The organism is Psychrobacillus sp. FSL W7-1457 (genome assembly GCF_038593405.1).
In the GTDB taxonomy this organism is placed as follows: domain Bacteria; phylum Bacillota; class Bacilli; order Bacillales_A; family Planococcaceae; genus Psychrobacillus.
In genome coordinates this window covers 2,334,240-2,356,030 of record NZ_CP151993.1, presented here as the reverse complement: position 1 = coordinate 2,356,030, position 21,791 = coordinate 2,334,240, and the positions used below count along the sequence as shown (strand labels likewise).

The following is a 21,791-nucleotide window of genomic DNA, read 5'->3' as shown; positions in this document are numbered from 1 at the left end:
AAAGGATGTCCTTATAAATGAGAGTAGAAGATTTTGATTTTAATTTACCAGAAGAGTTAATCGCACAAGTACCGTTAGCTGATCGGACAAGCAGTAAGCTATTAATTACCGATTATGCGAACCAAAAGCTGACACATACAAATTTTTCGAAAATAATTGATGAATTGCATGAAGGTGACTGCTTGGTACTAAATGACACTAAGGTAATGCCTGCCCGACTAATGGGAACTAAAGAGGATACTGGTGCCAATATTGAGGTGCTTTTGTTAACTCAGTTGGAAGGGGATGAATGGGAAACTCTTGTCAAACCAGCTAAACGAGTGAAAATAGGCACAAAAATAGTGTTTGGTGAAGGATTATTGACAGCAGTATGTACCGGATTAAAAGATCACGGAGGAAGAATATTCCGTTTTGAGTATACTGGAGTATTCTTTGAGGTATTGGACAAGCTCGGCGAGATGCCATTACCACCTTATATTCATGAAAAATTGGAAGATAAGGATCGTTACCAAACGGTTTATGCAAAAGAACAAGGTTCAGCTGCTGCTCCAACGGCAGGCTTACATTTCACAAACGAACTACTAGAGGAGATAAAAGCGAAAGGTATTAAAATCGCATTTGTAACACTTCACGTAGGATTGGGTACATTCAGACCAGTAAGCGTTGATTCCATAGATGACCATGAGATGCATTCGGAATTCTACCGTGTTACACAGGAAACTGCTGAACTGATTAATGGAGTGAAGGAAGCTGGCGGTAAGGTAGTAGCAGTTGGTACCACTTCCACAAGAACATTGGAAACTGTCGCTACAAAATTTGATGGTACATTAAAAGAAGATAGCGGATGGACATCCATTTTCATTTATCCAGGATATGAATTTAAATGTATCGATGGAATGATTACTAACTTCCATTTACCGAAGTCCACACTTGTAATGCTAGTAAGTGCTTTAACATCAAAGGAATTTATATTGTCCGCATACCACGAAGCAATCGAGCAGCGTTATCGCTTCTTTAGCTTTGGAGATGCGATGTTTATAAAAGGAAGGAACTATTAAATGACTGCAATTACGTATGAGTTAATAAAAAAAGATAAACAAACAGGAGCCCGTCTTGGTATTGTACATACACCTCACGGGTCATTCGAGACACCCACCTTTATGCCGGTTGGAACACAAGCAACTGTTAAAACAATGGCTCCAGAAGAAATCAAAGAGATGGACGCAGGAATAATTTTAAGTAATACTTACCATCTGTGGCTTCGACCTGGACATGATATTATTCGTGAAGCTGGCGGATTACACAAATTTATGAATTGGGATCGAGCAATCTTAACAGATTCAGGTGGCTTCCAAGTATTTAGTTTAAGCGATATGCGTAAGATAGAAGAAGAAGGTGTGCATTTCCGCAATCACTTGAATGGGGACAAGCTATTTTTAAGTCCAGAAAAGTCGATGGAGATACAAAATGCACTAGGCTCTGATATTATGATGGCCTTTGATGAATGTCCTCCTTATCCAGCTACTTTCGAATATATGAAAGCATCTGTAGAGCGTACGTCTCGTTGGGCAGAACGATGCTTAACTGCTCATACAAATACTGATAAACAGGGCTTGTTCGGTATCATTCAAGGTGGAGAATATGAAGAGCTTCGTCGCCAGTCAGCGAAGGATTTAATTTCATTAGACTTCCCTGGTTATGCAATTGGTGGTTTATCTGTAGGTGAACCAAAAGACGTTATGAATCGAGTATTAGATTTCACAACTCCTTTAATGCCTGATAACAAGCCTCGTTACTTAATGGGAGTAGGTTCTCCAGACTCATTAATCGATGGCTCTATTCGTGGAGTGGATATGTTTGATTGCGTATTGCCGACACGAATTGCTCGTAACGGAACTTTCTTTACTCACAAAGGTAGATTAGTGATTAAAGGAGCTAAATTTGCTAGAGATTTTGGACCAATCGATGAGAAGTGTGATTGTTATACGTGTAAAAACTATTCTAGAGCATATATTCGTCATCTTTTCAAAGCAGACGAAACCTTTGGACTGCGTTTAGCATCTTACCATAATCTCCATTTCTTGATGAAATTAATGGAAAATGTACGTCAGGCGATAAGAGAAGATCGACTGTTAGATTTTAAAGAAGAGTTTTTTGAAGAGTATGGGTACAACAAACCAAATGCAAAAAACTTCTGATTCTTGTATACTGTATAAAGAGGCAAAGGAGGGGAAATATTAATGGATTTAGTAGGTTTATTGCCAATTATTGCTATGTTCGTCGTTATGTGGTTTTTTATCATTCGACCAGCGCAAAAGAGACAGAAAAGCACTGCCGAAATGCAAAGTAATCTAAAGCGTGGAGATCATATTATTACAGTAGGTGGATTACACGGTAAGGTAGATGCAGTGGATGATCAAACAATTTATGTAGTCGTAGCTGATGGTACTCGTTTACAATTTGAACGTGTTGCAGTTGGACGAGTGGTTACAGATTCTACAATTTAAGTAAAAGAACTTACTCTCTAATGAGTAAGTTTTTTTTTTGTGGGCAATATAAAATTGAGGTGAATTCTATGAATGATACTCTCATAATCATTTTGCGTACAATAGCATTGTATTGGATTATATTAGCTATTTTAAGAATTATGGGAAAAAGAGAAGTCGGCGAGCTAAGTATTTTTGACTTAGTTGTCTTTTTGTTGATTGCAGAAGTGGGTTCAGTTGCAATTGATAATCCGGAAAGTAATTTCTGGCATGCTTTTTTACCAATGGGAATCTTGCTGATTATTCAACTGATTGCCTCGTATACTTCCTTAAAGAGTAAAAAATTTAGAGATATGATGGAGGGCCATCCATCCATTATTATAAAAGATGGTGTGATAGTGGAAAAAGAGATGAGGAAACAGAGATATAATCTAGATGATTTGCTCCAACAGCTTAGAGAACAGCAGATTGGTTCTATTCGTTCAGTTTCCTACGCCTTTTTAGAGCCATCGGGAAACTTATCAGTTTTCAAAAAGAAAGAGGAGCAGTTTATATTTCCTTTAATTATTGATGGAGATATACAAATGGATCATCTTATTCGAATTGGAAAAAGTAAAGAATGGTTATTGGACGAACTGAATAAGAAAATGCTTTATGATTATAAAAAAGTATTCTATTGTTCCTATGAGGAAGAAGAATTATATATTCAACTCAAGACATCTTTTTAATTAAAAAGCCCAAAACCACCCTTTTGAAGGGGATCTTGGACTCTTACTTTTTAACTGTTGGACTTAAAATCTATTTTTAGAGCTTTTAGCTATTTTAAAAATCACACTTAGCTCTTTTCGTCGGATTTGTCCAAATAGTAATAGGCCGATTGTTAAATAAGCTAGAGTAAGTAAACAATCTATTATCAATGATTGGCTACCTATGGACACTAACATTGGTCGAGTAATAATAGTCAAAAGAAATACGACATAAGGTAAAGCGAAGAAAGAGAACCCAATTTGAGCTTCTTTCTTTTGTTTAAGTGAAGCGATATGTAGAAATGAAGTGATCAGAACACCAAATCCTATCGCAACAATTGCACCCTTCTCCTGGATGCCAGCCTGAGATGCTAAGAAAAATAGTAATAGTAGTTTACCTACCCCGCCATAAAGCGAGTTGAGAAATGCGCTATTAGAGCTATTGAGAGCCTGCAAGATAGAGAACAAAGGGCTTTGAATATAGTAAAAGAAAAAAATTGGAGATAGAATTTTCATATAGACTTCTGCGTTTTCAACATGAAACAGTTCATAGACTAGCTCACCACCATGTAAATAGAACAAGGTAGCTGCATAACAGCCCGTTAGCGTAGAAAATTTTAAAGATAAATGGATTCTCTCTTTAAGCAGACTATAGTTCTTTCTAGCATAAGCGTCACTTACAGCAGGTATAAGGACGATAGAGAGTGCAAAGGGTATAAAGGATGGGAAGAGTAGTAACGGTACTAAAACGCCTGAAATTACCCCATATAGCGTTGTAGCAGCAACAGCGCTTATACCCGTAATAGCTAAAGCCTTGATAAAAATGATAGGCTCCAAAAACCATGTGAATGAACCAAAAAGCTTACTGCCAGAAGAAGGTAGGGCTATAGCGAATAAAGGTGGTAGTGGGTAGGCCTTTTTAGACTTTGTATATGTTTGTTGTTTTTTCCACTTTTCATATCTCCATTTGAGATAAAGCAATGATGCTGCCTCTGCAACCAAAGCTAAGAACATGGCGTATGCAGCAGCTTCCTGTGGAGATGAAGATGTTAAAAATAAAGGCAAGGCAAAAGTGATTAGTAAGATACGAACTATTTGTTCAATTAGCTGGGCTATTGCTGTTTCTTCTAATTTAGCAATTCCTTGTAAAAATCCTCTTAAGATTCCACCAGCCGCTGCGATCGGGACAATAGCAATAGATACATAGAGAGTCATCGTGATTGCATCGTTTTTCAAAAGATTACTAGAAATAAGCGGAGTGACAAAAATAAAGATTGGTGTAAAAATAATCATAGATACTACGGTTACAATTACGGAAGTTCGCATAACTGTGAAATAATCAGATATAGCGTTTCTCGTTCGAAGCTCAGCTATAATTTTAGTTATAGCAATCGGTATACCCAATTGGATAAGGGATAAGAAGAAGATAAAGGCTGGATACGCCGTGCTGTAAATACCAACTGCCTCTTCTCCAGTCAACCGAACAAACTGCATGCGGTAAATAAAGCCTAAGAACTTGGACAAAAAAATGGCAAACATTAATACAATGGACCCTCTTAAATACGTTGACAAATTAAACACTTCCTTCTCAAATGCAGGAACTTCGTTTACAATAATAATATGCAAGCCACTTACCACATTATTCTATAAAGAGGTGCAGTATTTTGGAAAACTCATACAATCATATCTTTCTACACGTGCTACCAGCTTTAGAGAGCAAAAAGAGTGAATTTAAAGTTTATCAGTACGAAACAGTAACAGAACAAGATATTTGGAAGTATTGTGTGGAAAAGAAATGGAGGAAGCTAGATGTTCTTTCCTTATCTCTTCATCAGATTGTCAATGACGTTCTTTCTATTACACCAGCAGAGTATATGACTTACGAGCAAATTCAAAACTCTCGAACATCTAATTGGTTTGCAGACATTAACCAAGAGGAATTACAAGTCTTATTAAATCCTCAAAATGAGAAAAAATAAGCAAACAGTCATTTGACAGTAAGGGCATCGTGTTTCATAATAAATGTGTTGCATTTTTTTGGAATTGAAATAGATGGAATATTCTATTTCATAATTGTTTTTAGCAATAGTCTTTCTGACGAAGGAAGTCTGTGGTTATTCTTAGGAGGAAGTACATATGAAAACAAGAGGACGCATAGTTGCGTTTTTACTGCTTCTTGTAATTTTTGCAGGGACAATAAGCCCTACAGTTAGCGGAGTTTTAAATAATATTAAATTAGGGCTAGATTTACAAGGTGGTTTCGAGGTTCTCTATCAGGTTGAGGAACTTCAGGATGGACAAGAGATTACAGATGAGATCGTAGCAGATACGGCTTCAGCTTTAACTAGCCGCATCGACGTGCTTGGTGTAAGTGAGCCTAGTATTCAAATTGAGAATGATCACAGAATCAGGGTACAGCTAGCGGGTGTAGAGGATCAGGAGTCTGCAAGGGAATTGCTATCTACTCAAGCTAATCTAACATTCCGAGATTCTGACGATAATATAATGCTAGATGGTATGGACCTTAAAGAGGGCGGTGCTAAAGCGGCATTCAACCAGCAAGGCCAACCAATCGTTACATTAGAGTTGAAAGAGGCAAGCAAATTTGCAGAAGTAACGGAGCAAATAGCAGCAAGACCAGCTCCAGACAATGTATTAGTAATTTGGTTAGATTTTGAAGAAGGCGTAGATTCCTATGCTGCAGAGGTGTTAAAGGAAGATCCTAAATTTACTTCTAATCCGCGAGTATCTCAACGAATTAGTTCAGATAGTGTGGAAATCTCAGGATCATTTACAGTAGAAGAAACAAAAAATCTTTCTGGTATTTTAAATGCGGGAGCATTACCTGTTAAACTTACCGAAATTTTCTCTACTTCAGTTGGTGCGCAATTCGGTGAGCAAGCATTAGACAGCACTATTCTTGCTAGTATTATAGGTGTTGCGGCTATTTTCATATTTATGATTTTCTATTATCGCTTGCCAGGTCTGGTAGCAGTAATTTCCTTAGTCGTATATATCTTCTTAATCCTAGTCATATTTGATTGGATTAATGGGGTTCTTACTCTCCCAGGTATAGCAGCCATCGTTCTTGGGGTAGGGATGGCAGTCGATGCCAACATCCTAACATATGAACGGATAAGGGAAGAGCTAAGAGTTGGAAAATCGGTGAAAAAATCATTTGAGGCCGGAGCGAAATCTTCATTCTCAGCGATTTTTGATGCGAATGTCACCACCCTTTTAGCAGCAGTTGTATTATTCTATTTTGGTACAAGTTCTGTTAAAGGATTTGCGACACTTTTGATAATTAGTATTTTGGTTGTATTTATAACTGCAGTTTTTGCGTCACGTATTCTTTTAGGACTGCTAGTTCATAGTGGATACTTTGACAATAAACCAGGCTGGTTTGGGATTTCAAAAAAACGTGTTCACTCTCCTGAAGAGGAAGTAGATACGTTAGATTTAACAACGAAGTTTGATCGAGTAGACTTTGTTCATAACCGAAAAATTTATTATACAGCTTCTATTATTTTGACAGTTGCCGGAATTGTCATATTAAGTGTATTTAAGCTAAATCTAGGAATTGATTTCTCTTCTGGTACACGCGTACAGATTGACTCCACTACACCATTGACTCAGGAGATAGTTGCCGAGAAATTGGATGCTATTGGATTGTCTACTGAAGATATCGTCATTTCAGGTGACAATAGCGAAGGAGCAGTTGTCCGTTATAAGGATGAATTCTCTCAAGAAGAGATTAAAAATTTAAAAGCAGATATGAAAGAACAATTTGGAGCGGAACCACAAGTAAGTACAGTTTCACCTACGGTAGGTACGGAACTTGCTGCAAATGCAATGAAAGCATTGTTTTTCGCTGCGTTGGGTATAGTAATTTATGTGGCGTTTCGTTTTGAGTGGCGTATGGGTCTTGCAGCTATAGCTTCCTTACTCCACGATGTTTTCCTAATGGTAGCTATTTTTAGTATTTTACGTTTGGAAGTTGATATTACCTTTATCGCAGCTATATTAACGATAGTAGGTTATTCGATAAATGATACAATTGTAACTTTTGACAGAATTCGAGAAAACCTTCATCGTAGTAAAGCGATTACTACAGAAGAAGAACTTGCAACAATCGTTAATAAGTCTCTTCGCCAAACATTAGGACGTTCAGTCAACACTGTGTTGACAGTGGTTCTTGTAGTAGTAGCCTTATTATTATTTGGTGCTGAAGGTATTAGAAACTTCTCTATTGCACTGTTAATTGGTTTATTAGCAGGAACATATTCATCATTATTTATCGCAGCTCAGTTATGGTATGATCTGAAAGCCAAAGAGCTTCGTAAAACTGGTGGTATTAAAGTGGAAAAAGAAGAGAAAAAATGGGGTTCAGATGAGCCTGTAGTATAATGAAACAAAATAAGGGAGCAGGGTATTTTATACTCTGCCCCTTTTTTCTTTGCAGTAATATATTCATCCTTTCTTGTTTTATACGTTATAATAACTATTAAGGAAGTGAAGAAAAATGATCCAATCACAAAAAAGATGGAGAATATCTAGACCCAATGACGAATTAGTAAATTCTTTTGAAAAAGAGCTGACCATACCTCGCGTCTGTGCAAAAGTACTAGTTTCCAGAGGTTTTAATAGTGTAGAAGATGCTAAAAACTTTTTATATATAACGGAAGAACATATACATGACCCATTTCTCTTTGAAGGAATGGAGAAATTGGTAGCAAGAGTACATCAAGCAATAGACGCTGATGAAAAAATAATGATTTATGGCGATTACGATGCTGATGGAATAACAAGTACTACTGTCATGATAAAAACATTGGAGGCCCTTGGTGCCGATGTTATTTTTAAGATTCCAAACAGGTTTATAGACGGTTACGGACCAAGTGAGCGTTTATTCCAACAAGCTTATGATGAGGGTGTAAAACTTATCATTACAGTCGACAATGGGATATCAGGGATCCAGCAGATTCAGTTTGCAAAAGATTTAGGGATGGATGTCATTGTTACGGATCACCATGAACCAGGAGATGTGCTTCCAGCGGCAGATGTTATCATACATCCTGGTTTAAAAGATACAAGATATCCTTTTTCTCATTTAGCAGGCGTAGGAGTAGCTTTTAAAGTGGCTCATGCATTACTTGGTGAAATACCTAAAGACTTGTTTTATTTAGTAGCTATCGGTACAATTGCTGACCTTGTATCGGTTAAGGGAGAAAATCGATACTTCGTACAAGAAGGTATTAAGCAAATGAGAAAAACTACCAACATAGCGATAGAAGCTTTAGCAAATGTGAGTGGCGTAGAAATAAACACGATCAATGAAGAAACAATAGGTTTTATGTTCGGACCACGTATTAATGCTGTAGGTCGCCTTGGTGAAGCAGCCCCAGGGGTTGAGTTATTCATAACTGAAGATTCGAATCGAGCACTTGCACTTGCCAATATGCTGAATGATAAAAATAAGGAAAGACAAGCCATTGTTAAGCAAATCACAGATGAAGCGGTGGAACTCCTAGAGCAAAACCATACTATCGAGGGTCCAAGTGTCATCGTAGTTGGTAAGGAAGGGTGGAACCCTGGTGTTTTAGGAATAGTCGCTTCGAAATTAGTAGAGAAATATTATCGTCCTACAATTGTTCTTGGATTTGATCCGGATAAGCAAATTGCTAAAGGCTCTGCACGCAGTATCGAAGGCTTCCATATGTACAATGAACTAGCTAAGAATAGCGATATTGTTTCTCATTTTGGTGGTCACCCGATGGCGGCAGGTATGACGTTTCCACTTGAACATGTAGATGAGTTTAGAGAGAGGCTCAATGAGCAGGCAAGAGAATGCTTAACAGAGGAACAGTTAATACCTGTAGTATCCATAGACGTACCATTAGAAATGGATGAAATCTCTACCGAGTCCATAGAGTCTATTCAACGTCTTTCTCCATTTGGAATGGGGTTTGCTAAGCCAGTGTATTGTATAGAAAATATACAAGTAAATTCGGTAAAAAAGATTGGGTCTGCTCAAAATCATGTCAAAATGGAGCTAATGCAGGGAGCAGTCTTGTTAGATGCGGTTGGTTTTGGAAAAGGAGAGCTAGCTGATGAGATAGCACCAGCTACGAAGTTATCTTTTATAGGGGACTTGCAAATTAACGAGTGGAATGGTCGTAAGAAACCTCAGCTTATGATTCAGGATGCTAGAACAAATGAATGGCAGTTGTTTGATATACGTGGTGTGAGACAAGTAAATAGATGGTTACCAACCATTCCCGTTTCTCAGACTGTTTTTGTTTGTTTTAACAAAGAATCTATTTCCCATTTTGAATCCGTTGTTTCTGAAAATATATGGTCATGGGATAGCTTGATAAAAGAAAAAGTCAAAGCAAACTGTTTATGTCTCTTAGACTTGCCTGAAGATGAAGAGCAATTGATGAATTTATTACAATACCACGATTGGAAAAGAATCTATGCTCACTTTTTTGCATCGGAGTCGACTTACTTTGAGGGCTTACCTACGCGAGAACAGTTTAAATGGTACTATTCTTTCATCGCAAAAAGAAAAACATTTGCCTTAAAACAGCATATACAACAGCTATCTAAGCATACTGGATGGAGCCAAAATACAATTAATTTTATGTCAAAGGTGTTTTTTGAATTGAATTTTGTTAGAATAGAGGGTGGCACATTGGTGTTGAATGAAAATCTACCTAAAAGAGATTTATCGGAAGCACCAATCTATCAACAGCGTACAAAGCAAATTGATTTAGAGCAGAAGCTATTGTACGCACCATATAAAGAGCTGAAACAATGGTTTGAAGAGCGAAGAGCAGTACAAACCGTTCCTGAGGAGGAGCAAAAATGGATTTAAAGAAATATGTTACAATTGTAGAGGACTGGCCTAAACCAGGTATTCGTTTCAAGGATATTACAACAATTATGGATAATGGGGAAGCATATAAATATGCAACTGACCAAATTGTGGAATATGCCAAAGAAGTGGGTGTAGATATAATCGTTGGACCGGAAGCACGTGGATTTATCATTGGATGTCCAGTTGCTTATGCTTTAGGCATAGGTTTTGCACCAGTTCGCAAGGAAGGCAAGCTTCCTCGGGAAGTAATTCGTGCTGAGTACGGATTAGAATACGGGAAAGATGTTTTGACAATGCATAAAGATGCTGTAAAACCAGGGCAACGTGTACTAATTGTAGATGACTTGTTAGCTACAGGTGGTACAATTGAGGCTACTATCAAATTAGTAGAAGAACTTGGTGGTGTAGTAGTAGGTTGTGCATTCTTAATCGAATTGTCTTATTTAGATGGACGTGACAAGCTTAAGGACTATAACATCCGCACGTTGATGCAATACTAATATTCTTCTTTCTTTATTGACACAAATTGTGCATAATAAGAAAGTAATTGACTATACAAGATAAGGGTGGACTTTACAAGTCCCTCTTTTTTTTTATAAAATATAGCTTATATACTATTTTTGAAAAATAACGAAATCAGGTGAGTTAACATGGCAAAAGATCAGGTGAAGACAGCAGAAGATGTTTTTGAAACAGTTTCCACTTATATGAATAAAGAACATGTTGACTTCGTTAAGAAAGCATACGAATTGGCAGAGCATGCTCATAGAGAACAATTCCGTAATTCTGGGGAGCCATATATTCTACATCCCATACAAGTAGCAGGAATTCTTGCTGATCTTCAAATGGATCCCGAGACTGTTGCCGCTGGTTTTCTACATGATGTTGTAGAAGACACTGAATATACACGAGAAGATATTGTTCGTGAATTTAACGAAGAGGTTGCCCTGTTAGTAGAAGGGGTAACGAAATTAGGTAAAATTAAATATATGTCTAAAGAAGAACAGCAGGCTGAAAATCATCGGAAGATGTTTATAGCAATGGCACAGGATATTCGAATTATCTTGATTAAGCTTGCTGACCGTTTACATAATATGCGTACATTAAAGCATTTACCTGAGGAAAAACAACGACGTATATCTAACGAAACATTAGAGATTTTTGCACCTCTTGCCCACAGACTAGGGATTTCAGCAGTGAAATGGGAGCTAGAGGATACAGCATTGCGTTATTTAAATCCGCAGCAATATTATCGAATTGTTAATTTTATGAAGAAGAAGCGTACTGAGCGAGAGCTTTATTTAACGGATGTTATGGATGATATAAGAAATCAGCTAGATGAAATGGAAGTAGGAGCGGATATATCTGGGAGACCGAAGCATATTTACAGTATATATCGCAAAATGGTCGTTCAAAACAAGCAGTTCAATGAAATCTATGACTTATTAGCAATGCGAATCATTGTAAATAGTATTAAGGATTGCTACGCCGTTTTAGGGGTTATTCATACACTTTGGAAGCCAATGCCCGGACGATTTAAAGACTATATCGCTATGCCTAAGCAAAATATGTACCAATCCCTCCATACTACGGTAATCGGACCTAACGGAGAACCTTTAGAGGTTCAGATTCGTACTGAGGAAATGCATAATATTGCTGAATATGGGGTTGCAGCGCATTGGGCTTACAAAGAGGGCAAAAAGGTAGAGGCAGGCAAGCAAAACGTTGATTCCAAGCTTACTTGGTTTAGAGAAATCTTAGAATTTCAGCAGGAATCATCAAATGCTGAAGAATTTATGGAATCCCTCAAATTCGATTTGTTTTCTGATATGGTGTACGTATTCACTCCAAAGGGCGATGTAATTGAGCTTCCCGCTAGCTCTGTTCCAATAGATTTTGCGTATCGAGTCCACTCGGAGGTCGGTAACAAAACGATTGGTGCTAAAGTGAACGGAAAAATGGTACCGCTGGATACCAAGCTACAAACTGGAGATATTATTGAAGTTCTGACGTCTAAACAATCTTTTGGACCGAGTAGGGACTGGATAAAAATTGCTCAATCATCGCAGGCAAAAAATAAAATTAAGCAATTCTTTAAAAAACAGCTCAGAGAAGAAAATGTTATAAAAGGTAAAGAAGCTGTTGAAAAAGAAATAAAAGCTCAAGAGTTTGATATAAAGGAAGTTCTTACTTCTGAGAACATTAAAAGAGTATGCGAAAAATACGCTTTTGCCGGGGAAGAAGACTTATATGCAGCTGTCGGCTTTAGTGGAATAACTGCTCAACAGGTAGTAAACCGTTTAGCGGAAAAAATGCGCAAAATTCGTGACCAAGAAGAGGCGCTTGAAAAGATTAATACAGAAATGCAAACGCCTACGATTAAGAAAACAACAGAATCTGGCGTTGTAGTAAAAGGTATCGATAATCTGCTTATTCGTCTTTCCCGCTGCTGTAGTCCAGTGCCAGGAGATGCGATTGTTGGATTTATCACGAAAGGTAGAGGAGTTTCTGTTCATCGAGCGGACTGTCCGAATGTTCAAAATGACGATGCCCATTCTCGTATCATTGAAGTTGAGTGGGAGCAATCAGATAGCCCGTCGAAAAAGGAATATCAAGTAGATATCGAAGTATCTGCTTTTGATCGGACAGGCTTGCTAAACGAAGTACTCCAAGTAGTAAACGAATCTAAAACCAATATAGTTGCAGTTAGTGGCAAATCAGATAATGATATAGCTTCCATCCATCTGTCTATTTTAATCTCTAATATTGCACATCTGCACAAAGTTGTGGATCGAATTAAACAGCTATCAGATGTCTATTCTGTTCAGCGTATTATTAACTAATACAAACTATAAACTGAATTTAGTTAAAGGGAGTAAATTTAGATGAAAGTAGTTCTACAAAGATGTAAAAATGCAAAAGTAACAGTAGATGGCGAAATTACTGGTCAGATAGATCGTGGATATATGTTATTAGTAGGAATTACAACTACAGATACTGAAAAAGAAGTCGATTATTTAGTAGAGAAAATAGCGGGTCTACGGTTATTTGAGGATGAAGATGGTAAGATGAACCATTCCATTCAAGAAATGAATGGTTCCATTCTTTCTGTCTCTCAATTTACACTTTATGCAGATACTAAAAGAGGAAGACGTCCTAGTTTTATAGAGGCCGCTAGACCAGAACAAGCTAAGCCACTTTGGGAGCTGTTCAATAGCAAGTTACAGGCAAAGGAAATCCAAGTGGAAACAGGGGTTTTTGGAGCCATGATGGATGTCACTTTCACTAATGATGGCCCAGTAACTATCGTGCTTGAGGCTTAGTCTTAAAAACGAGACTGAAATAAATCCTACTTTATATTAAAAGTCCTGAAAATTTTACGAACAGTAAAATTTTCAGGACTTATTTTGTTTACTTCATGAATGTTAAAAGACAATTAGCTTTTTAATTATTTCAATTGACTATCAAAGTAGTCGATAATACCATTATATATTCCATGAGTTGCTTGTTCCCTAAATGCTCGTGTAGTCACATGCTGTTCTTCTGTTGGATTGCTCAAATATCCTAATTCTATGAGAATAGCAGGCTGCTTATTTTCTCGAAGTACTAAATAGTTACCTGGTTGAACACCACGATTTTTTAAGGAAATCATGTCACCGAGTCCTTTATGAACGTAGTTAGCAAGCTCTTTTTGATGGCTATTCATGTAGTACGTTGTATAGCCTCGTACGGAACTATTATTAATGGCATCGTAATGGAGACTTATGAAAGCATCGGCATTCACTTGATGCGCTATAGAAACTCTTTTACGTAAGTCTACATATTCATCCGATTGTCTGGTCATCCTAACATTAGCACCTGCAGCTTGCAGTTTAGAGGAGAGCAATTCAGCTGTTTTAAGCGTTATATCTTTTTCATCGGTCCCTAAAGCACCGGTTGTCCCACGATCATTTCCACCATGGCCGGCATCAATTACAATTGTTGCTCCTTTTAATGTCCCTTTTTTTCTTGTAACTTTTTCTTTCTTTTGCTCTTTCTCTGTTTCTTTTGAAGTTTCCGGAGTATTTGTTTCTTCTGAGGAGGATACTACCCAGTTAGCGATATACCCATTTTTTCCGTTTCCTAAATCGATTTTAAACCAGTCATTAATTGTCTCAATGACTTTAAATGATTCACCGGCCGCAGCTCTTTTCACTACTTCGCTGTTAGTATTACTCTCAGCGCGGATATTTGTTCCACTATATAGCACAGTAATGGACTCTGATGAAGTGGTCTTTGAACTAGATCCTACTGCATTTGTAAAACTACCATAAAAGCTGTAAAGCCATCCCTTTTTTCCTGTTTCAAGTTCTACTTGAACCCATTGGTGGTCCGTAGCAAGTACGTTAAATTGGTCTCCTTTGTTAACTTGACCTATTTTTTTTGAAGATAAGTCAGGTTTAGCACGTACATTTAAAGCATCCACAGAAATAACAAACTTTCTTTCTTTTATCGATGATGCCGGTGATGGGGTTTTTGTTGCCGTATGTTCAACTATAGTCACATATGTATTATTTACCCATCCCTTTTGTCCATTGTAATCAATTTCAACCCATTCATCTTCTGATTGATGTGCAACATACTTTTCTCCTTCATTTAATTTACCGATAACGGCTGAAGAAACTGAAGGAGCTGTACGAACGTTTAAATTATTTACTTTGGAGACAATTTGCTTATTGTCTAATCCTTCCGTTTCAATAGTTGCATACCAGCTAGCAACCCAACCAGTAGTATTTTTGTATTTAACTTTTAACCAATCATTTTCTTTTCCAACTACTGTGAGTTTATCATTTTTATGTACTGAACCAATTGTGTCATATGTTAATCCCGGACCACTACGCACCTTTAAAGATGATACACTTACTACAGCCTCTTGTTCTTGAGCTTGAACCTGTATATTAACAAAAGGTATGAAGAGCGAAAATACTAGTAATAATGTTACCAATTTGTGGACTATTTTGTTATTCATTGGATCACCTCTCTCTTTATTGTAAATAGTCTAACAAAAAATTACTACCATTTATTTAAAAAGGTTGACTTATTTCATTTACGTTATTATGATAAAGTATAATTAAAAATTTAAACAAACCATTGACCGAAAAAGTAACTGTTTATAAGGAATGACAAGAGAGGGAAAGACGTGGCTGCAATCTTTCCTACAGACCCCTACAGTGAACAACATTCGAGAGGTTTTTTGTCGAAAGAGTATTCTTTAGTAGGCAAAAACGGATCTGGCCGTTATCCAGCGTTGAGAGGGTTAATTATATTAACCAACTAGGGTGGAACCGCGGAAGCTTAAAAGCTCTCGTCCCTTGCTATATGCAAGGGATGAGGGCTTTTTTTATTTGTATTTGAAGGGAGTCCAACATAATGGATATTAAATTACCAAGAGGAACACAAGATATTTTGCCATCTGAAACAGCAAAGTGGCAGATAGTAGAAGATTTAATAAGAGACGAGTGTCGTATGTTTCACTACAAAGAGATTAGAACACCTGTCTTTGAGCATACTGAACTATTTACTAGAGGAGTAGGAGATACAACTGATATCGTCCAAAAAGAAATGTACACGTTTCAGGACAGAGGAAATCGATCACTTACGTTAAGACCTGAAGGAACAGCATCAGTTGTACGATCATTTGTAGAACATAAGATGTTCGGATATCCTGATCAGCCAGTAAAGCTATATTACATGGGACCTATGTTCCGCTATGAGCGTCAACAAGCTGGTAGGTATCGTCAATTTGTTCAATTTGGTATGGAGGCAATCGGTAGTGCTGACCCAGCAATCGATGCTGAAGTAATATCTCTAGCTATGTCGATCTATAAAAAAGCTGGTTTAAAAAGCTTGAAACTAGTGATTAACTCACTAGGGGATACAGAAAGCCGAATCGCTCACAGAGAAGCTTTAGTGAACCATTTTGAACCGCATATCGAGGAATTTTGCTCTGATTGCCAAAATAGATTGCAAAAAAATCCACTGCGAATTTTAGACTGTAAGGTAGATCGTAACAATCCTTTGATGGCAAAAGCACCATCTTTAACAGATTTTTTAAATGAAGAATCTGCAGCATATTTTGAAAAAGTAAAACAATACTTAACCACGTTAAATATTGAGTTCGAGGTAGATCCTAATTTAGTACGAGGACTAGACTATTATAATCACACTGCATTTGAAATTATGAGTACTGCTGAGGGATTTGGTGCAATCACTACGCTAGCTGGTGGAGGAAGATATAACGGCTTAGTAGCGGAGCTAGGTGGGCCAGATTCTCCGGGTATCGGTTATGCGATGAGTATTGAAAGACTTCTACTGGCGATGGAGGCAGAAAAAATTGCGTTTCCAGACCATACTTCACTAGATGTTTACCTAGTGGCTATGGGTGAGGAAGCTAAGAAAAAAGTGACGGAGCTTACCTTTGAGCTGCGTCAAAACAAAATTTCTGCTGATATGGACTATTTAGACCGTAAAGTAAAGGCTCAGATGAAATCAGCGGACCGATTAAAAGCAAAAGCAGTGATTGTAATCGGTGAAGATGAACTCGAAAAACAAAGTGTTATGTTGAAAGATTTAACTACCGGGACTCAACAGCTAGTACCATTTACATCCTTAATAGATGAAGTTAAAAAATTAACGGAGGCAAAATAATCATGAACAGAACGCATACAAGTGGACAACTAAACGAACAACATATAGGTGAATCGGTTCAACTAATCGGTTGGGTTCAAAAACGAAGAGATTTGGGCGGACTAATTTTCGTTGATGTGAGAGACCGTACTGGTATTGTGCAAGTTGTATTTAATCCAGAAATTTCAGAAACTGCTCTACAGGTGGCAAATACGTTACGAAACGAATTTATCATTGAAATTAAAGGGAATGTCGTTGCACGTGCAGAAAATCAAATAAACCGCAACATCCCTTCTGGTGCAATTGAGGTTCAAGCAAATGAAATTTCCGTTATCAACGAGGCAAAAAATCCTCCTTTTTCAATTGAAAATCAAACAGACGCAGGGGAAGATGTCCGTTTAAAATATCGTTATCTAGATTTAAGAAGACCAGTGATGTATGACACGTTTAAAATGCGTTCAGATATTACAAAAACAGTTAGACGTTTCTTAGACGATGAAGGATTCCTTGAAGTAGAGACACCAATCTTAACAAAATCTACGCCAGAGGGAGCTCGAGATTACCTAGTACCAAGTCGTGTACATGGAGGAGAGTTTTACGCTTTACCTCAGTCTCCACAATTGTTTAAACAGTTGCTGATGGTTGGAGGATTTGAAAAGTACTATCAAATTGCTCGCTGTTTCCGTGACGAAGATTTACGTGCTGATCGTCAACCAGAATTTACACAAATTGATATGGAAATGAGCTTCCTGTCCATGGATGAAATTCTTGAGATGAATGAGCGCATGATGCAAAAGATCATGAAGGATGTTAAAGAAGTAGATGTTAGCATTCCATTCCCACGAATGGATTATGACGAAGCAATGGCAAGATTCGGATCAGATAAACCAGATGTTCGTTTTGGTTTAGAGTTAACAGATCTTTCAGAGCAAGTGAAGGATAGCTCCTTTAAAGTATTTGCATCTGCAGTAGAAGCTGGCGGCCAGGTTAAAGCTATTAACGTCAAAGGAGCAGCAGATAACTATTCACGTAAAGATATTGATGCCCTTGGAGAATATGCATCTCGTTATGGTGCAAAAGGTCTTGCATGGCTTAAAGTTGACGAGGAAGGCATTAAAGGGCCTATTGCAAAATTCTTTGAAGGTGAAGCGGCAAGTACGCTTATTCAAACTCTAGTTGCTGAAGCAGGAGATTTATTGCTATTTGTAGCTGACAAGAAATCAGTAGTTGCAGATGCACTTGGAGCGTTACGTTTGAAGCTTGGTAAAGATTTAAAGCTAATCGATGAAAGTCGTTATGCTTTCCTATGGGTCGTGAACTGGCCACTATTCGAGTATGATGAAAAAGAAGGACGTTATTACGCAGCCCACCATCCATTTACACGTCCTGCTGACGAAGACCTGCCGTTAATGGAAACTGATCCAAGCCAAGTAAAAGCACAAGCTTATGACCTTGTTTTAAATGGCTATGAGCTAGGTGGCGGATCTCTTCGTATTTATTCAAGAGAAGTACAGGAAAAAATGTTTGAGATTCTTGGATTCTCTGACGAAGAGGCAAAAGCTCAGTTTGGATTCTTAATGGAGGCGTTTGAATATGGTACACCTCCTCACGGTGGAGTAGCATTCGGATTAGACCGTTTAGTTATGCTTCTATCCGGAAGAACAAATCTTCGTGATACAATTGCTTTCCCTAAGACAGCAAGTGCTAGCTGCTTACTGACACAAGCACCAAGTCCAGTAGCAGAAGCACAGCTTGATGAACTACAGTTAAGCTTAAATAAAAAAGAACAATAAATAGTTACCACCTTTTAAGCATGAAATTTATGCTTAAAAGGTGTTTTTTTATTTGTGAGTTTAAATATAGGGGATGGAAGGAAGTTCCTCTTAAAACAGCGGGAATCGCACCTAAAAGTAGAGGAAATGACACCTAAATCACAATGAGGCGCCGCACGTAAGAGGGAGGGAAGTGCAACATAAAGAAGAGAAAGTGATACCTAATAAGTGAAGACACAATTAAAAGTAGAGAAAGTAATACCTAAAACACTCTTCCAAATACTAAAACTAAATAAAAATTGGAAGATAACAAAATCTAACTAAAATAATTTAAGATGAGGTCACATATACTTTTAAGAGATTATACATAATTGGGAGGATGATTGGAGTTATTGAAAAGGCATTACTCTTTATAATTTTATTAAGACTTGCATCTGGTAGCATAGAAATTACTGCAGCCATGTTTATGCTAAAGTTTAATGACTTAGAAAAAGCATTCTATATTAATTCAATGCTTGCACTAGTAGGGCCTTGCATTTTGATCGTTACGACAGGTATAGGTTTAATGGGATTAGCGGATAAAATATCTATGACTCGAATCGTATGCCTATTCGCAGGTATTTTATTAATACTCTTTAGTGTAAATTCAAAATGAGTTTATCAAATTATAAGCTAAAAAAACTAGCACATGTTTCCTTCTCAATAGTGAGAATGGAAGTTGGTGCTAATTTTTTTGAGGATTTATTAAATAACCGATAACTTGAAGGCATTATCGGTTTTATTTTTATATTTAACAATATTTTAAGCGGGCTTTTCATCTTTTTTTTCGATTTCACTAACTTTAACCAGCTTAAAGACAAGAAACGTGAGTATAATTCCTAGAACACCACAGCCTATATAAAAAGGATTGATATAGTTTTTCATGACTAATGATAGGATAGGTGGTCCTGCTGCTACTCCTAAAAAACGAGCAGAGCTGTAAAAGGAAGAAATGGTTCCTCGTTCTTCTTTTTTTATGTTTTCAGTAATAATCGCATCTAAAACAGGAAGGATGGCACCAATTGCGATTCCAAGAATGCTGGAAACGGCGATTAACAAAAAGATGCTGTCTTTTACAAATCCTATAAATACAACACTTGCCGAAGCAACGATGAGTGTAATAATCATTAGACGTTTAATCGTTTTTAATTGTCCCTTGATCTTTCTGCCAGTAATAAAGGATGCAATACATAAGAATAATAAAGGAATGGCTAATACAAACCCTTTTTTAATTCCTTTAATATCATGAATTTTCTCCAATATTTCTGATAGATAAAATAGAACCCCGAAAAGAACGAACATCGCAAATATTCCATTTAAAAATACCGAGGTTAACCACTTACCTTCAGCTTTAAATGTTTCCTTGACCTTGTTTAAGAATTCCTTAAGTTTATCTGGTTCTTCGTTATCTCCTTTAGGAACTTTAACGAAAAATAATATGAGTATGAAGGCGATGGCGCTAAAAATAGAGATAGAGAAAAATGGGAAGAACCATAATACAGCAGCTATAGCTGAACCTAGGATAGGGCTTAAAACTTTACCAAAAGTATTGGATGTCTCAATCAGACCTAAGGTGGAGCTTGTCTTCTCGGGGTCATCTTTAAACAAATCACCTACTAGAGGCAAGACAATCGGCATAGCACCGGCAGCACCCATACCTTGCAAAACCCTACCAATAATGATCATCATGTAAGGACTGTCCATTTTCCAGGAGGCCATTCCAGCTATAAGACCACCGATCAATGCTAAAAGTAAGCAAGGCAATATAATTTTCTTTCTCCCAAATCGATCAGATAAATAGCCAGCGACTGGAATAAGAATGATGGCAGCAATTGAGTAGCTAGTTATAATCATACTTGATTGAAAAGAACTAATATCTACCTTTTTCTCCAGTATTGGAAGCACGGGAATAAGCATGGAGTTCCCCAGTGTCATCACTAATGGAATCGAAGCTATACTAATAATAGTCATCTTGCTTACGATAAGATTTTCATCTTTCTTCCCCAACCTACACACCTCAATTTTTATAGAATAAAGGTATGTTCTCCTATAGGGATTTTTTTATGCATATGTTTATAAGAATTGACTTCTTGTTTAAAATAAAGAATAGTAAGCCTGAATTCCGAAGTATATACCAAAACCTATCATGGAAATAGAAGAGATGATGGATACAGTTTTTAAAAGAGGCGTAGATAGTAATTTTCTAGACCCACTAGAAATAGTAGCCATCGTCAGATCGACAAGTGTAATTCCTAATAAGATAGTAATACTATACAAAATAACCTCAATCCCTGATAAAGATCCACTTGCTCCTCCAACAAGTATGGAACCATAAATTCCAAGCCAAAATAAAATAGTCAAAGGATTCAATAGAGCCATAAGTAACCCAGATAGAAAGGAATGTCTTAACCTTACGACCTTTCGATATTTTGCATCCATAGAAATATTATTTACCGTTAACAAGTTTTCAATCCCTGTGTACATGAGGACAAAAAATCCAAAAGACCAAAGAAACGTTTTCATCATTGGATTGTCAATAAATTGTCCGACACCAAAGTACACCATTAACATGTAGAGAATGTCAGTTGCAATTGCTCCTAAACCAAAAAACCAAGCATGAAAAAACCCATTTTTTATGCCAGTGTTCAGCAAGGTTGCCTTTACAGGGCCGATTGGTGCAGCCAACGATATACCTAATATAAAATAAGTGGTTAGTGAATTCACATAGAGCCCTCCGTTTAAAGTCTTGTCTATGTATATTATTCATAGACAAGGATATCTAGGACTAGTTTTATAGAGTATTTTTATCGACGTTTGTAAGTGTGAAAGAAGGGTAAGGATATGGAAGAAAGGTGTTATATATGATATATCTACTAACCTTCATGATTCTGAATAGTCAAATAATATCATGGTATATTCATTGAAGTTTTAAAAGGGATATGCTATTATACAAGTAATACGAATCCTGATGTGTTCGCGAAACGCCAATCAGTTTTGACCGAACAATTATATCGTCGGGAGTCTGACTTTTATTGTTGATGACATGCCCTCTAGTTAGGGACTTCAAAGACAGTAAAGAGGACACCCACCTGCTCTGTGCGGGTTCAAAACGATAAGCACTATTAGTCGGCACGATTGGGATTCGTCTATTTAAAAAAGTCCCCTGTATTTTCGAGGGCACTGAAAAACTAACGAGTTTTAA

17 protein-coding genes, 1 other RNA gene and 1 other annotated feature are annotated in these 21,791 nt (G+C 37.2%); of the genes, 14 read left to right on the top strand and 4 right to left on the bottom strand.

Annotated features, from left to right (window positions below):
• Nucleotides 1–17: 17 nt before the first annotated feature.
• The 4 genes from queA to NSQ95_RS11455 all read left to right on the top strand — a co-directional run bounded on the left by queA (nt 18) and on the right by NSQ95_RS11455 (nt 3,214).
• Complete coding sequence (gene queA / locus NSQ95_RS11470; protein ID WP_340883173.1) at nt 18–1,058, top strand: tRNA preQ1(34) S-adenosylmethionine ribosyltransferase-isomerase QueA; 1,041 nt, start codon at nt 18–20, stop codon at nt 1,056–1,058.
• Entirely contained in the window at nt 1,059–2,198 is a 1,140-nt protein-coding gene (tgt, locus tag NSQ95_RS11465) for a tRNA guanosine(34) transglycosylase Tgt (RefSeq protein WP_340883174.1), read from the top strand.
• 42 nt (nt 2,199–2,240) lie between these two features.
• Entirely contained in the window at nt 2,241–2,507 is a 267-nt protein-coding gene (yajC, locus tag NSQ95_RS11460) for a preprotein translocase subunit YajC (protein WP_169358002.1), read from the top strand.
• A gap of 68 nt (nt 2,508–2,575) precedes the next feature.
• Complete coding sequence (locus tag NSQ95_RS11455; protein ID WP_340883175.1) at nt 2,576–3,214, top strand: DUF421 domain-containing protein; 639 nt, start codon at nt 2,576–2,578, stop codon at nt 3,212–3,214.
• A 63-nt stretch (nt 3,215–3,277) separates the two neighbouring features.
• On the opposite strand, the gene NSQ95_RS11450 is transcribed toward NSQ95_RS11455, so the two are convergent.
• A complete protein-coding gene (locus NSQ95_RS11450; RefSeq protein WP_340883176.1) occupies nt 3,278–4,858 on the bottom strand; it encodes an oligosaccharide flippase family protein in 1,581 nt (526 codons plus the stop codon).
• Nucleotides 4,859–4,896: 38 nt separating this feature from the next.
• Here NSQ95_RS11450 and NSQ95_RS11445 point away from each other — a divergent pair, with 38 nt between their 5' ends.
• The 6 genes from NSQ95_RS11445 to dtd all read left to right on the top strand — a co-directional run bounded on the left by NSQ95_RS11445 (nt 4,897) and on the right by dtd (nt 13,435).
• Nucleotides 4,897–5,211 carry a post-transcriptional regulator gene (locus NSQ95_RS11445; protein WP_169358004.1) on the top strand — a complete coding sequence of 105 codons (315 nt, stop codon included), beginning with the start codon at nt 4,897–4,899 and terminating at the stop codon, nt 5,209–5,211.
• A gap of 157 nt (nt 5,212–5,368) precedes the next feature.
• Nucleotides 5,369–7,639, top strand: a complete 2,271-nt coding sequence (gene secDF / locus NSQ95_RS11440; protein ID WP_340883177.1) for a protein translocase subunit SecDF — start codon at nt 5,369–5,371, stop codon at nt 7,637–7,639.
• A 115-nt stretch (nt 7,640–7,754) separates the two neighbouring features.
• On the top strand, nt 7,755–10,109 hold the full coding sequence (recJ, locus tag NSQ95_RS11435; protein ID WP_340883178.1) for a single-stranded-DNA-specific exonuclease RecJ: 2,355 nt from the start codon (nt 7,755–7,757) through the stop codon (nt 10,107–10,109).
• Entirely contained in the window at nt 10,100–10,612 is a 513-nt protein-coding gene (locus NSQ95_RS11430) for an adenine phosphoribosyltransferase (protein ID WP_340883179.1), read from the top strand. Before recJ ends, NSQ95_RS11430 begins: the two co-directional genes overlap by 10 nt.
• Nucleotides 10,613–10,762: 150 nt before the next feature.
• Nucleotides 10,763–12,955, top strand: coding sequence for a bifunctional (p)ppGpp synthetase/guanosine-3',5'-bis(diphosphate) 3'-pyrophosphohydrolase (locus tag NSQ95_RS11425; protein WP_169358008.1), 2,193 nt, complete (start codon nt 10,763–10,765; stop codon nt 12,953–12,955).
• Nucleotides 12,956–12,997: 42 nt separating this feature from the next.
• The gene (gene dtd / locus NSQ95_RS11420) at nt 12,998–13,435 is read left to right on the top strand and encodes a D-aminoacyl-tRNA deacylase (RefSeq protein ID WP_340883180.1); all 438 of its coding nucleotides are present in this window, start codon (nt 12,998–13,000) and stop codon (nt 13,433–13,435) included.
• Nucleotides 13,436–13,560: 125 nt separating this feature from the next.
• Here dtd and NSQ95_RS11415 read toward each other — a convergent pair whose 3' ends face one another.
• Nucleotides 13,561–15,120 carry an SH3 domain-containing protein gene (locus NSQ95_RS11415; RefSeq protein WP_342559650.1) on the bottom strand — a complete coding sequence of 520 codons (1,560 nt, stop codon included), beginning with the start codon at nt 15,118–15,120 and terminating at the stop codon, nt 13,561–13,563.
• 113 nt (nt 15,121–15,233) lie between these two features.
• Nucleotides 15,234–15,467 (top strand) — a binding site (T-box leader).
• A 54-nt stretch (nt 15,468–15,521) separates the two neighbouring features.
• On the opposite strand from NSQ95_RS11415, the gene hisS reads away from it, so the two are divergent.
• The 3 genes from hisS (at nt 15,522) to NSQ95_RS11400 (ending at nt 19,205) form a co-directional block, all read left to right on the top strand.
• Nucleotides 15,522–16,799: a histidine--tRNA ligase gene (gene hisS / locus NSQ95_RS11410; protein ID WP_340883182.1), complete on the top strand. Its 1,278-nt coding sequence runs from the start codon at nt 15,522–15,524 to the stop codon at nt 16,797–16,799.
• Nucleotides 16,799–18,571, top strand: coding sequence for an aspartate--tRNA ligase (gene aspS / locus NSQ95_RS11405; protein WP_340885924.1), 1,773 nt, complete (start codon nt 16,799–16,801; stop codon nt 18,569–18,571). The genes hisS and aspS overlap by 1 nt, the downstream gene beginning before the upstream one ends.
• Before the next feature lie 358 nt (nt 18,572–18,929).
• Entirely contained in the window at nt 18,930–19,205 is a 276-nt protein-coding gene (locus NSQ95_RS11400) for a YqhV family protein (RefSeq protein ID WP_340883183.1), read from the top strand.
• A 146-nt stretch (nt 19,206–19,351) separates the two neighbouring features.
• Here NSQ95_RS11400 and NSQ95_RS11395 read toward each other — a convergent pair whose 3' ends face one another.
• Both NSQ95_RS11395 and NSQ95_RS11390 read right to left on the bottom strand, forming a co-directional pair.
• The gene (locus tag NSQ95_RS11395) at nt 19,352–20,560 is read right to left on the bottom strand and encodes an MFS transporter (protein ID WP_340885926.1); all 1,209 of its coding nucleotides are present in this window, start codon (nt 20,558–20,560) and stop codon (nt 19,352–19,354) included.
• A gap of 123 nt (nt 20,561–20,683) precedes the next feature.
• Nucleotides 20,684–21,313 (bottom strand): LysE family transporter, encoded by a 630-nt coding sequence (locus NSQ95_RS11390; RefSeq protein WP_340883184.1) that lies wholly within the window; start codon nt 21,311–21,313, stop codon nt 20,684–20,686.
• A gap of 235 nt (nt 21,314–21,548) precedes the next feature.
• On the opposite strand from NSQ95_RS11390, the gene ssrS reads away from it, so the two are divergent.
• Nucleotides 21,549–21,735, top strand: a non-coding RNA gene (gene ssrS / locus NSQ95_RS11385) — 6S RNA.
• Nucleotides 21,736–21,791: the final 56 nt, after the last annotated feature.

What these genes read in the sequence shown, in the direction of transcription:
- dtd (WP_340883180.1), top strand. Translation starts at nt 12,998, where the DNA reads ATGAAAGTAGTTCTACAAAGATGTAAAAATGCAAAAGTAACAGTAGAT.
- queA (WP_340883173.1), top strand. Translation starts at nt 18, where the DNA reads ATGAGAGTAGAAGATTTTGATTTTAATTTACCAGAAGAGTTAATCGCA.
- hisS (WP_340883182.1), top strand. Translation starts at nt 15,522, where the DNA reads ATGGATATTAAATTACCAAGAGGAACACAAGATATTTTGCCATCTGAA.
- secDF (WP_340883177.1), top strand. Translation starts at nt 5,369, where the DNA reads ATGAAAACAAGAGGACGCATAGTTGCGTTTTTACTGCTTCTTGTAATT.
- NSQ95_RS11430 (WP_340883179.1), top strand. Translation starts at nt 10,100, where the DNA reads ATGGATTTAAAGAAATATGTTACAATTGTAGAGGACTGGCCTAAACCA.
- tgt (WP_340883174.1), top strand. Translation starts at nt 1,059, where the DNA reads ATGACTGCAATTACGTATGAGTTAATAAAAAAAGATAAACAAACAGGA.
- NSQ95_RS11455 (WP_340883175.1), top strand. Translation starts at nt 2,576, where the DNA reads ATGAATGATACTCTCATAATCATTTTGCGTACAATAGCATTGTATTGG.
- NSQ95_RS11425 (WP_169358008.1), top strand. Translation starts at nt 10,763, where the DNA reads ATGGCAAAAGATCAGGTGAAGACAGCAGAAGATGTTTTTGAAACAGTT.
- NSQ95_RS11415 (WP_342559650.1), bottom strand. Translation starts at nt 15,120, where the DNA reads ATGAATAACAAAATAGTCCACAAATTGGTAACATTATTACTAGTATTT.
- NSQ95_RS11400 (WP_340883183.1), top strand. Translation starts at nt 18,930, where the DNA reads ATGATTGGAGTTATTGAAAAGGCATTACTCTTTATAATTTTATTAAGA.
- recJ (WP_340883178.1), top strand. Translation starts at nt 7,755, where the DNA reads ATGATCCAATCACAAAAAAGATGGAGAATATCTAGACCCAATGACGAA.
- NSQ95_RS11395 (WP_340885926.1), bottom strand. Translation starts at nt 20,560, where the DNA reads ATGACTATTATTAGTATAGCTTCGATTCCATTAGTGATGACACTGGGG.
- yajC (WP_169358002.1), top strand. Translation starts at nt 2,241, where the DNA reads ATGGATTTAGTAGGTTTATTGCCAATTATTGCTATGTTCGTCGTTATG.